The sequence below is a fragment of the Bacillus licheniformis DSM 13 = ATCC 14580 genome, from assembly GCF_000011645.1.
GTDB classification, from domain to species: domain Bacteria; phylum Bacillota; class Bacilli; order Bacillales; family Bacillaceae; genus Bacillus; species Bacillus licheniformis.
Genome location: NC_006270.3, coordinates 4149260 through 4161239 on the forward strand (window position 1 = coordinate 4149260; position 11980 = coordinate 4161239).

Annotated in this window: 9 protein-coding genes and 1 pseudogene; 3 read left to right on the top strand and 7 right to left on the bottom strand. The window is 41.9% G+C overall.

The features are described from left to right. Positions 1 to 6 precede the first annotated feature (6 nt). Positions 7 to 1150, top strand: a pseudogene (locus tag TRNA_RS42655) (histidine kinase). Further along, on the top strand, positions 1147 to 1749 hold the full coding sequence (locus TRNA_RS42660) for a response regulator transcription factor (protein ID WP_011198470.1): 603 nt from the start codon (positions 1147 to 1149) through the stop codon (positions 1747 to 1749). Before TRNA_RS42655 ends, TRNA_RS42660 begins: the two are co-directional and overlap by 4 nt. A gap of 645 nt (positions 1750 to 2394) precedes the next feature. On the opposite strand, the gene TRNA_RS42665 is transcribed toward TRNA_RS42660, so the two are convergent. The 4 genes from TRNA_RS42665 to TRNA_RS42680 form a co-directional block, all read right to left on the bottom strand. After that, positions 2395 to 4368, bottom strand: coding sequence for a hypothetical protein (locus tag TRNA_RS42665; protein WP_011198471.1), 1974 nt, complete (start codon positions 4366 to 4368; stop codon positions 2395 to 2397). A gap of 346 nt (positions 4369 to 4714) precedes the next feature. Beyond that, positions 4715 to 5071: a hypothetical protein gene (locus TRNA_RS42670; protein ID WP_009330012.1), complete on the bottom strand. Its 357-nt coding sequence runs from the start codon at positions 5069 to 5071 to the stop codon at positions 4715 to 4717. Then, a complete protein-coding gene (locus tag TRNA_RS42675) occupies positions 5068 to 5763 on the bottom strand; it encodes an ABC transporter ATP-binding protein (RefSeq protein ID WP_003177927.1) in 696 nt (231 codons plus the stop codon). Before TRNA_RS42675 ends, TRNA_RS42670 begins: the two co-directional genes overlap by 4 nt. A 962-nt stretch (positions 5764 to 6725) precedes the next feature. Next, the gene (locus TRNA_RS42680; RefSeq protein ID WP_003177941.1) at positions 6726 to 7106 is read right to left on the bottom strand and encodes a lactococcin 972 family bacteriocin; all 381 of its coding nucleotides are present in this window, start codon (positions 7104 to 7106) and stop codon (positions 6726 to 6728) included. Between the two features lie 781 nt (positions 7107 to 7887). Here TRNA_RS42680 and TRNA_RS44000 point away from each other — a divergent pair. Next, on the top strand, positions 7888 to 8046 hold the full coding sequence (locus TRNA_RS44000) for a hypothetical protein (RefSeq protein ID WP_009330014.1): 159 nt from the start codon (positions 7888 to 7890) through the stop codon (positions 8044 to 8046). 837 nt (positions 8047 to 8883) lie between these two features. Here TRNA_RS44000 and TRNA_RS42685 read toward each other — a convergent pair. The 3 genes from TRNA_RS42685 to TRNA_RS42695 all read right to left on the bottom strand — a co-directional run bounded on the left by TRNA_RS42685 (position 8884) and on the right by TRNA_RS42695 (position 11921). Further along, entirely contained in the window at positions 8884 to 9870 is a 987-nt protein-coding gene (locus TRNA_RS42685; RefSeq protein ID WP_011198474.1) for an integrase, read from the bottom strand. A gap of 104 nt (positions 9871 to 9974) precedes the next feature. Then, positions 9975 to 11327 carry a nucleotide-binding domain-containing protein gene (locus TRNA_RS42690; protein ID WP_011198475.1) on the bottom strand — a complete coding sequence of 451 codons (1353 nt, stop codon included), beginning with the start codon at positions 11325 to 11327 and terminating at the stop codon, positions 9975 to 9977. A gap of 9 nt (positions 11328 to 11336) precedes the next feature. After that, positions 11337 to 11921 (bottom strand): SLATT domain-containing protein, encoded by a 585-nt coding sequence (locus tag TRNA_RS42695; RefSeq protein ID WP_011198476.1) that lies wholly within the window; start codon positions 11919 to 11921, stop codon positions 11337 to 11339. Positions 11922 to 11980: the final 59 nt, after the last annotated feature.

Here is an 11980-nt window from a genome sequence, read left to right on the forward strand (position 1 = left end):
ACAAGAATGAAAAAAAACTTCAGCATGTTTCCGAAACGGTACGGCTTTTTTCCTTATATCTTTTTAATCTATTTACTGCTGCCCATTTCTTATTTGACAAATCAGACCTCGGGAATCAAACAGCTGATCGGTTTTGGACTCGTGCTGCTTTTCTTGGTGACGTACCGCCAGCTTTTTTTTTATTCCGCCGCAAAAAAAATTATTTACTTATTGGCTGGCCATCCAGCTTTCAATCATTTTAATCTACACTGTATTTTATGATATCAACTTAGTATTTTTAGGCTTTTTTTCAGCGAACTTTATCGGCTATTACCGGGAAAAAAAGACGTTCCGGTGCGGCCTTGCCAGCCTGGTTGTTGTATTGGTCGCCCCTTTTATCTATCATCTGCTGAAAGATCCATCCCTGCTTAATCGGCTCTTTTATTTTCTGCCCTTTCTTGTGATTATGCTCATTTCACCATACGGCATCCGCTCCATGAACCGCCGCATGGAACTGGAACAAAAGCTTGATGAAGCAAATCAGCATATTAAGGAACTGGTCAAGCGCGAGGAGCGTGTACGAATTGCCCGCGATCTGCACGATACACTTGGCCATACTCTTTCACTGCTCACATTAAAAAGCCAGCTTGTCCAGCGCATCATCGCCAGCGCCCCCGAACGGGCGCGAAAAGAAGCAAGAGAAATGGAAACCACATCAAGAGCAGCCTTAAAACAAGTCCGGGAACTCGTGTCTGATATGAAAACGGCAACTATTGCAGAAGAGCTCATCCACATCCAGCAAATCCTGCGGGCTGCAGACATCACATTCGAATACATGGGAGGTTCCGATTTTTCAAATATCCCTCCTGTCACACAAAACATTGTCAGCATGTGTATACGCGAAGCCGCCACAAATATCGTCAAACACAGCCGCGCCACCCATTGCACCATTTCCATCTCTCAAACAGATGATAAAATAAGCATTACCATCAAAGACGACGGAATGGGGATGGATCAGCAAAAAACACCATTTGGTAACGGCTTGCGCGGAATGAAGGAAAGACTTGCATTAATCGACGGCGCTCTCGACGTTTCAACCCATGACGGCACAGTTTTAAGCATCGCCGTTCCAAATGTAAAGAAAGCTGAAGGAAAGGAAGCAATCCAATGATTCGTTTATTTATTGCCGAAGACCAAAGAATGCTGTTAAGCGCGCTGGGATCCTTGCTTGATCTTGAAGAAGACATGGAAGTGATCGGCCAGGCGACAAACGGCGAAGAAGCGCTCACCGCCATTCTGAAGCTAGAACCGGACGTCTGCCTCATGGATATCGAAATGCCGGTCAAAAGCGGACTGGAAGTGGCCGAAGAGCTCGCAAAGCAAGGCGCAAAAACGAAAATCATCATCCTAACGACGTTTGCGCGTCCCGGCTACTTCGAACGCGCCGTCAAAAGCAATGTCCACGGCTACCTGCTCAAGGACGGGGAAATCGACGATCTCGCAGACGCCATCCGAAAATGCACGGAAGGCAAAAGAACCTTTAGTCCGGAACTTACCTTCAACGCTGTCCGCGAAACAAACCCGCTCACCGAACGCGAACAGGACATCTTGCGACTGGCATATATCGGAAAGACGACAAAAGAAATTTCTGAGGAGCTTTTCTTGTCGTCAGGGACCGTCCGGAATTATATTTCTGAGATTATGCAGAAGCTGGATGCGAAAAACCGGATGGAAGCGGCAAGGATTGCGGAGGGGAAAGGATGGATTTGAGTGGGGTCTTGAGATAAGCAGCCATCATGGTACAATGGTATTTTAGGAGCTTTGACATTGGCCTTATAGCTTATCAACTAACTCCTTTTAACATTCACACTCCTGTTTTAAGAGGTATTTCCTTAGTCGATTAATTCACCAGAATATTCTTTTGGTTGTTCAATGTCGCTCTTTTCTCTGTATCACTCAGTGATATACCTTGTTTGATTGGAGTCCAATACTCATATGCATACTCGGTATCCCATTCAATCCATTTAGAAACTACCTTACTAAAATCTCGTACCTGTGTTGACATATCAACGGCTTATCTTATACATACTCTTAATATGATTAAGCTCTGTCTTCTCCTCTCCTTTTCGAAATCAATACAACCATTTTCTTCAACTATTTTTATTAGTCCTTCTTGAAACGATTGACAATATTCAGCTTCTTCATTTATAAGCTTTTGATTAAAAATACTATTCAGAAATTTCTCTTTCCTATCTGTAATAATCACCGTATAACTAATCGAAAATTATTTCGCTCGGACCAACCAGGGTGCCGTCATGATCCCGGGCGAAAGACGAACGGTCCGTGACGTCAAGCACGGACCGACCGCCAATTGTACTGAAACGCCCTGGGCTTCATCCGACATCTTACCTCCGGTCAAATTCGCCGTTTGCTGGCTCTATCAAAACACCAACGTACAGCAAACAGATGACTCAGCGGCACAACAAGCAACCCATACACCGCGGCCACTAGTACAGCCCCTATCTCATCAGGCCTTTGGAGCAAAACAACAACGCCCACAAGGCCGACCCCAACAAGCATTTCTTTGGCTACACGGCTCCGGAGAATCCGTACCCATGACTGGCCTGCCACCCGCAGCGGAAAGTCACGCTTCGCCTGCAGCAGCGCGGTTATCAATGCACTAATCGCAGCAGCGACAGTGAAAGCAATAACTAATGCAATCAGCGCAAGATTCAACAACCATACAACGTACGCTGCGAACTGCGCGCGGAGAATCCCCTCTTCGGCAACATAGACAACTTTCAGTTCACCGTTGATATCTCGATCACGCAGTGCCTTCACGTCAAGGCCGTGTTTCCCTAACAATTCCTGCGTAGCAGTTACACCAGTGAATACGATGTTGCTACCTGAGACCATGGAAGTCAAAGCAGAATCGTTATAAGTATCGTAGAGCGAGGGCACGACAACAACTAGGACATCGTCCGCAAAGTGAAGTCTTTCCCCTCCTCCTCCTTGGGCTACCGGCAACCGGAATCCGTCGATCGGCCGCAAGAACTTGAACTTACCGAACTGCTCATCGGAAAGCTCTTTCCTCGACAAAAGCTCGGCCTCTTCTCGAATCATTTTGACAAGCCCTTTTGGAATGCTATGATAAGGCACCTTTGTAACAGCAGGCTGTGGTGCATCCATGGTCACCATATCAAGCCAACGCTGGTTCACGTAAGAGATGGCCGAGTACTCTCCAAAATCGGCTGGCATTGGCATTTCTTGAGTATATGTGTAGGAAAAAGCTACCTTATCAAGCGATTCCGCATCCTTTACCAGTTTACCAATCAGCGGCTCCATGTGGTTCATCTCGTCAACGTCTGTCGCAAACACAATCGCAACTTGATCTGCGAGTTTCTTCCACTGAGCCATTTCAGCAGCTATAGCTGAGGAATGTTTGTATGCGGACCAAGCAGGTCCAGCCGCAGCTACCACCAGGAGGAACGTTAACGCCTGGATCACGATGGCAGCTGAACGCAAGCTTTTAACAGCAGGTTGTCTGGTGGCGATCATGGTAGCGCTAGGCCATGCGGAAGCTGACATGATCAGCGTAGCCAACAGGGATACGGTAATAACAGCGACCTGCAGACTGAACAGCGCATTGAGGAAGGTACCGACATATATCCAGCCATGAAACAAACCTACGTAGCAAGACGCAACCAGTGCTACAGCCACCGCCGAAACCAGCAGCGCCCCCCCGAACCCGGCCAGGTCCTGAACCTGAATCCGCGAGGTCGGGCACCCGCCCAGAACCCGAAGAGCACGCCCACGCGCTCTTAACGACAACCAGAACAACGCAAGCGCCGCAATCAGCGCAAATGCTGCAAGAACAGCGGCAGCAAATCCTCTTTCTCGCACAACGAATTCAAGGCTTTTAAAAATGGACGCATCCCCGCGACCGACCTTCACGCCTTCACTTTTCAGCGTGTCCTCAAACTCGCTCAAGTGAGCCTTTTCACCGGTCACGAGATAGAACCCATCGGGGTAGGAGGTTTCAAGCCGGTCCTTACCGACAATCTTGCCTGCACCATCGCCGCCAAACCAAGTAAATTCGTCGGGCAGATCTCTATCGTTAAGTGCTACGTAGACCTGGCCATCGCCGTCGCTTGCAAGGTCTGGCGCAACCTTGACCAGCCCAAGATTCCAGCGTGCATCGAGCTTCTCCAGCTTCGCAAACGCTTCAGTAATAGAAAGCCCCGATTCGCTGAAATCAAGGTTTAACCTGCTCTCGGCACCAATCGCCTGAGGAAAGTCTCGATCATATAGGTCGGTGATAATCGCCGCCAGTAGCGCAAGCAGAGCAAACAACGCGCCCGCGACAGCCACTATAATACGTTTATACACAAGCTGGACCTCCAAGAACTATTTGAAAATTGCCATGCTAAGCCCCGGCGAACACAACCGGTATCGCCGGGGACTGGCGTAATTGCCTGGATTAACAGATAATGTTCCCCCTTCATTTCATTCCTCCTCATTTATTCAACTATTTTTGTCAATATTTCTGCTCCTCAACTCGTTTGTCTCTGCCTCCAATCAATCCTCCAAGGGCTCATATGTAAAGCCTAGCCAGCGCCTCTTGCTTGGCGTAGTTGGTCTGCATCAGGTTCATACTGCTTGACAAAAACGGGGAGCCAGTCTTGCCGTAAACAGCAGGAAACGATTACACCGAGTGAATTGTGTAGAAGTTGAGTTAGCGCTTCACCAGGTGCACTGGGACCCCAAACCCGTCACGGCGGCTGAGCAGGTCGGAGATTGCGTCATGCTCGGATCTTGAACCATAGCTAACCATGACCAGCCCTCGGTTCTCGTCATCAGGACACGGCTTTCCTACTTCGACCGTAATGTCATCACCCAAAGCTTTAATCTCCTCGACGAGGTCTTGATGTCTGGAAAGCGCTGCATTGGCCTCTGTTACGTTCGGCAGCTGATCGCACGGCGGATGAGTGTCTCTTGACACTGTGATCCATCCGTTTAGGAATGCAATTGTTCCAACTGCAAGCAATAATCCTATGACGACACCGATAATGATCTTCGTGGTTGATTTCATGAGTTACCTCCTAAGTTGCCGGGATCGTTGGTCGACAATGGTTTTGACGAACTGCTGGAACCGACCTTATGCCGAGCACCACACGCGTTGATCATCTCAGAGTCGTGCGTAGACACAATAACCGTGCGGCCACGCGCAGCGAAGTCCGCAAACAGATCGATAACCTTTCGCCGATTGGTTGAGTCAAGCGAGGCGGTCGGCTCATCGACAAACAAGAATGCAGCGTCCTTGTAGATGGCACGAGCCAGTGCGAGTCGCTGCTTCTCGCCCCCACTAAGGTGGCTAGCCAACTCGCCTTCTCGACCCTGGAGACCCGTCTGCTCGAGCACCTGCGCCAACCGCTCTTGGTTTCCCGTGACACGCCGCCCAAGGATGCTCGCCTGCATGGTGACATTGAATGCCACCGACTCCTCATCCATAATGCCGTAATCCTGAAGAATGAACGCCGCATGATCACGCCAAAACCGCCGCCGCGCCGCAGTACCGTAGCTTGTGACATCGTGTCCGTCTATCAAGATGCGTCCCTGATTAACCGGGAGCAATAGCCCGAGGCAGTGCAAAAGTGTAGTCTTTCCACATCCGCTTGGACCAACGAGGGCTGTCATGACCCCTGGCGGGCACTGAACGGTCTCACCATCAAGCACGGTCCGCCCACCAATTGCTACTGAAATGCCCTGTGCTTCAATCAACATCTGTACCTCCCATCAAATTCTACGCTATAAAAAGCGGCACTCATTTATTCCATTCCTCCTCATTTACTTAACTATTTTTACTCTTCAAGCCGATTAATCATCACCCACCTACCACATTAATAGGGGAACGTTTTTTTCTCTCTTGTAGACAGTGTCGTGACATACTATCTCTTCTTCGTCACAAACATTAATTCCTTTTACAACTAGCAAATTTCACTTGTTGTACCATAAGTAACCTATTGACTGCCGGGGCACAAAGAATTTGTTTCTTGTCAAATTTGCTGAATAACGGCCGGCATCAACACTAAACCTGGAAAAGTAGAGGATTGCACCGCATAAAATAACTTACTGCTAAGGCTACCAAGATAAAACTACAAAATTAAATAAACCTATTGCTTTCCAAAAAATGTTAGTTGCATTTTATGTTTTTTCCTGCAGATATGCACTATCTTTTGTGGAGATGCTTTGGCAGTACACCGAAAGCATCTCCTTTTTATATAGATACATTAATTTAAAAATTTTAAGAATAAATACTCGGGGCGCATAAAATGCCGCGCCCCTCAAAGCGGGGTATTACCCCTATTGAATTCTCAGAGTTTATGAAACTTTGCAATCACCGGAATAAAAAACTATCAATCGGTAAGTGCTTCTGGTAAATTGCTCCCGCATCGACACGGTAGTGGGCGAAAAGACAAGCTAACTCGACCGGTAATCCAAACCTAAAATCCGGTATGTCCTTACCAAAATAAAAACAATGAATATAGATTTAACTCTCTCGAAAATAACGGCCTGCTGAAATCTCGATTTCATAGATAGGGATGATTGCCGTCAGCAGGTGCAAGAAGTGTAAACAACAAAGCCCGCGTCATCCACTATAATACGCTTATGCAAAGCGGGATCTCCCAGAACTTTTCTGGGTCTTGCCATGCTAGCCCCGTTGACAGCAACCGTTTTCCCTTTGATTAGTTGGTGCGATAGTAGTAACGACCCTTAAGACCAGGTGAGTTTATGGCTCCGACATAGGCATTAGAGTAGCGGCCCGCAGCCGTATCAATACTTCTATTCGTTTTATCCACTTTTCCATCGATGAGCTTTTGCACTGTCGAGCCGTGGACCTTTGTCGGGTGGTTGTACTCTGAACGGAGCCCGGCGTTTACGAATCCATACCTCCATGTACCACCTTCCGATGGGTACTGGTAGTGATAACCCGGATTCACCCATGCAAATGAAGGCACCGTAGCGCCTCCCACCAAAGCGATGGACATTGTCAACACGGCGAGCGTCGCTTTAATTGTCCGAGTCAAAGGTTTCCTCTTTTTTTTCTCATACAAATGATTTTTCATTATTTCATTCCTCCTCTTTCATTCGACTAATAAATTTACTCTATAAGTTAGTTTGTCACCGCCCACATACCGTGTCGATGCGGGAAGAGTTTTTTCCCTCGTTGGCGGTGCCATGATCATGACTCCTCTTTGTCACCAGACATCAATTTTTTCCTCCATGACCAACCCTCGATCCGAGGTCATTTGGTCACGACTTGTCCACTTCGACGAAATACTGTCACCTAGCATTTTGATCACCTCCTCAATACCCTAATGGCTGGCAAGCACCACAGTGTCCTTTACTGCATTCGGTTAGTGACCGAATGGTGCATGTCAGAAACCTCCTAATCTGTTAAAAGACCTGCTTTTTCCAGTTTGGATTAGTCAGAAAATGAAAGAAGAAGAACAAAAGCAAGTCACCAAATTCAAATCTTATCTACCTGAACTGGATGTATTATGCTGACTCCTGAAGATCATTTGATCCGGTTAGCCAGTGAGAACGTGGACCGTGTGGCTCTATCATTCAGAAATACTCCGAATGTGGAGGAACTCGTACAATCCGCCTATGCTGTTTAATTTATGGTTATATATATCACGGGTGTTTCAGCTTCCGGAAAATTCAGACGGCTATCCTTAAATCTGTTCACTGGTTGTAAAAGGGGAGCGTCGTGGTTTTCGCACTATCAGCGATTTTCGGAAAAGCAATCTGGATGTGTTCCAAAATTGTTCACGCAAAACAGATAAATCGTTATGTAAGCAGATAAAATGGTAATCTCAGCGTTTCGAAAAAGAGGTCAAGCAGATGGTGGAAGAAGTCAAAGAAGCGGATGTCAAAGATGAAGGACTGCTCTCTCTTTTCCCGAAGACGATCCGCCGCAAAATTCAATATCGTAGAAATCGGCTTGCAAAAGCCAACGCGGCATTACAAGAACTGGAAGAACGCACACCTGAAGAAAAATAGCCAACGCTACAAAGATCAAATCAATTTTACTGATGATTAGCGTCCCATATCCTGTCTCAAAAAGCCTATAATTCACAAGTCGGTGTTGAAGGCATATGATTTGGCCTAGAAAAGAATAACAGCAGAAGCTTCCGGATGATTTGGGACAGTGTCCTGGATAATATAGAGACAAAACAGGTGAAACGCCAAACAACTACTGCGGATGCCAAACACTATAGTCCTGAAAACATCCTGCCAAAGAAACAAATCAAACAAGATACCTAAATGAGAGCAAATAAACGAAGAATCCATATGACAAAAGCAGTTTTTATTTGGGTCCGGGGACCCTAACACCAACTCTCTTTAACTCAAATTAACTAATTTTATAATAATTGTAAAACAAAACTGATTCAAGAGGTTTCCTGATTTTTTAAAAATTTTGGTCAAAATGTATTAGATTTGCTAATGTATAAAACTCTTAGAGGGTATCAGAATGGATATTTAGATTATTTTCCCTTTTTGTTATATAAAAATGAAAACTTAAATTCCCATCTTCCTTTAAATGCTTAACCGATTCAGAAAATTGTAGACTGTTTTAATGTATTCTTAATGTAGCAAATTGTTGGGGATTTTCTATTTGCATTTGAGAGGTGTAAAAAAAGACAAGCCTAATTGCTTGTCTCCTGAGTAATTGTGTGTTTCTCCTATTCTTAAGGTAATATGGATAAGTTCAAATTAAAATTTTCCATCATTTATGGTAAGGCTCACCGTAGTTATTTAAGAGGCAAAAAACAGCTTTGGGAAGGTCTATCCCAAGGCTGTTTTCATTTTAACTAAAATATTGTTAGCCTCTATTTTTTATATATAGCTATAATATGGAATCCCTGCTATTCCTTCATTTATTAATTTATTTAATTCCTCAGCTTCATAAGATTTAACCTTGTAATATCTATTTTCTAAGGTTGAAATAGAAACTCCACTCACTTTAGAGATAAGAGCCAAATCGAATCCTTTTAAAATTAATTCCACAATTACAGAGTTTCTAATGGTTTCAACAGGATAAGTAGATTTATCTTCTGAGATATCAATAATATTAAATTCCCTTAATAAATTACAAAACCATGAATTCAAATCTTCTGGTCGGAATGAGCTTTCATTCAAGAAATAAAATAATCGGTCAGAATTATCCATTTTTTTATCCTTTAGCTTTTCCACCAACTTAATATTTATAATGATCTCTTTTCTTAAACCATTTGGTATATTTATCTGCACATCGTTTATAGTAATTGTTCTATAGTCTGTTGAAAAATCCGCCTTTTTTATATTACATATAATAGCCCTTTTAGCAGGTACAATTAAGGTAAGTTTAATAAATAGCCTCAATAAAACATAGCTCATATACCGTTTTCTTTTTTGACCTGATAAGTCCGCTAAAACTCTTGAATCAAAATAATCATCTAAACAACTAATAATTTTTTTTATAACATCCTGATCAAAAAATTCCCTTTCTTTTGTTTCCTCTAAGTTAAACTTATCTGTTAAATATTTCTTATAGCCCTGATAATCATACAATTCAACAAATATATCGGTTGACCACGCTTTACTAACAAGAAATTTATAAAATGATTTAATACTTTCCAAATGATTTTCCATGGAACTTACCGTATTAATTTGTCCCAATTCATTGTAATGACCTATACAATCTTCTACATCATTAATATTGATTTTTGTTGGCTTATCGGCTTTATTTATTTTCTTAATAAAATTTACAAATTTATTAATATGATTTTCATAGCTTGCATCCATTTCGAGATATTCCTTACTCCAACGTTCTATTAAAGTCATTAGCTACCCCCTATTTTCCATAAAAGTTACTTTTCTATCGTTATCTTTTATTTTATTTTTTTAAAGGAATGTACAAACACAATTAATTGTACGTTCCTCAACTATCAATTAATTGTAGATATAGGAACACTAATCCTGTCTTTAGCAACGCAAACATTTTTATATACAATATAGCATTCTACGTAATGTTCGCCTTTAAAGTTAGTAGACTCAAATTTCTTGTGTGTACCCTTGTCTCTCACAATTTGTCCTCTTATACAGTCTCTTCTGATTGCTTCCTCTCCACGATTAAGAACTTTCCAATACACTTCATAATAAAGATTATCCTCATCATCTTTAGACAATGTTTCGAATTCATTTTCTGTTATGAAAAATTCTAAGCTCTTATTCGCCTTTAACGGTAACTTATCACGTAAGATGTTTCTTAGAAACTTATTTCTAAATCCATCTTGTTTTACTATACAGTCAATTTTTAGATGATAACGAATGTCAACATCAAACTTATGTTCAATAAATTCTTCTGTTTGTCGAACACTCCTACCAAATAATGCACTCTTTTCAATCACATTACTCTCTTGTATTTCTTCAGGTATAGGAAACGCCTTTCCAAAAATGTCCTGTAATTTTTCATATAAGTCTTCGCTATCTTCTGTCTTATCTTTGATTTTTTCATATGCCTTTTTAGCTTGATTAACGAACGCTCCACCTTTATTATAAACCTTTTGATTACTACCCAAAGCGTACCAATACTTTTGATCCTTATTTCGAGTTTTCAAGTAATAGAAAAGATCCTTTAACAAAGAAAGGTAATCATCAAAAGTCGAATCTTTATAGTTTTCATTTTCATTGAAGAAATTATAAACTAATGTATCTATTAATAACCCACCAAATTTAAACCCCTTATTATTCTTCCAAGCTCTAACTATATTACAAACATATTTATAATTCGAGTTCGTCTCGTCTATAACTTTTATACTCTCATCAATTTCTGGCATGGGGTCAGTTTTCTTCCAAGAACCCCCATTATTTGAATCGGGATAATCATATGCCCCATCCGTTCTCTCAAAGCATGGACATACTTCAACTGTTTTGTTTATACTCTCAAAACTTACGACAACAACTTGTCCATCGCCTCTAACTATTGTTTTTGGGTATCGTTTCTTAATTTCCTGTTTAACCTTCTGCAATAGTTTCGATTGACCATTTCCCTCGTATTCATCGTATTGATTTTTTAGTTCCTTTGGTAGTACATAAAGCATGTCAACATCGCTGAATGTTTTTATTGCTGTATCCCTTCCTAATGAACCTACTATATGACTGTTTTCTATTTCCTCATTATCTAAGTCTCGAAATGATTTATTTAGCCTTTTGGTAATTTCCTTTACCCTCTTCGTTTCTTCCTCTATTGATGCTATTTGTAATCCATCGACAAATTCCTCAAACTTTTCTCCTAACATAGAATCCCCCTATAAAACAATGATTAATAGTATGATAAACGCAATGAAACCAATTACTGCTATTCTGAAGGAAATGGGAATTTTGTCCTTCCAAGTGAATTTTTTTTGCTCATCTATCCATTCATACTGACTTTGAAAAAAAAGCTTATAATGAGCAACCCAGTCACTCAGAAATATCTGTTTTGAGATGCTTATTTGATAGAACTCATTCAATAACTCATTCATTCGTATTGCTTCGTTCGATTCATTGCTAAAGTTCTCTTGTTCTGAACTTTTAGCCTGATAATATATTTCTCGAAGTTCATTATGAATCTGTATTAACCTATTTCCAACTTCTCTATATCTATCTTTTTCACTGTTGTATTGACTAATGGTTAAAGCAATGATGCTTGCGATTATTAAAAGTAAGGAAATTTCTGAATTATACGGGAAACTTGGTTTATATATTTGCCAAATACCAATGGCAAGTGTAATGAAGGCTATTCTCCCTGGCATTTTTACAACTGTATCATAGGTTGAAAAATGCTTTTTAGCTCCATATATTACGTTATATCCATTCTCTGCAAGTTGTCGTAAAAACAAATTTCTTTCCAACTTCAAGCCCCCTTTCAAAATTTCTTTATATAAATATGGAATTAAAATAACTCATACAT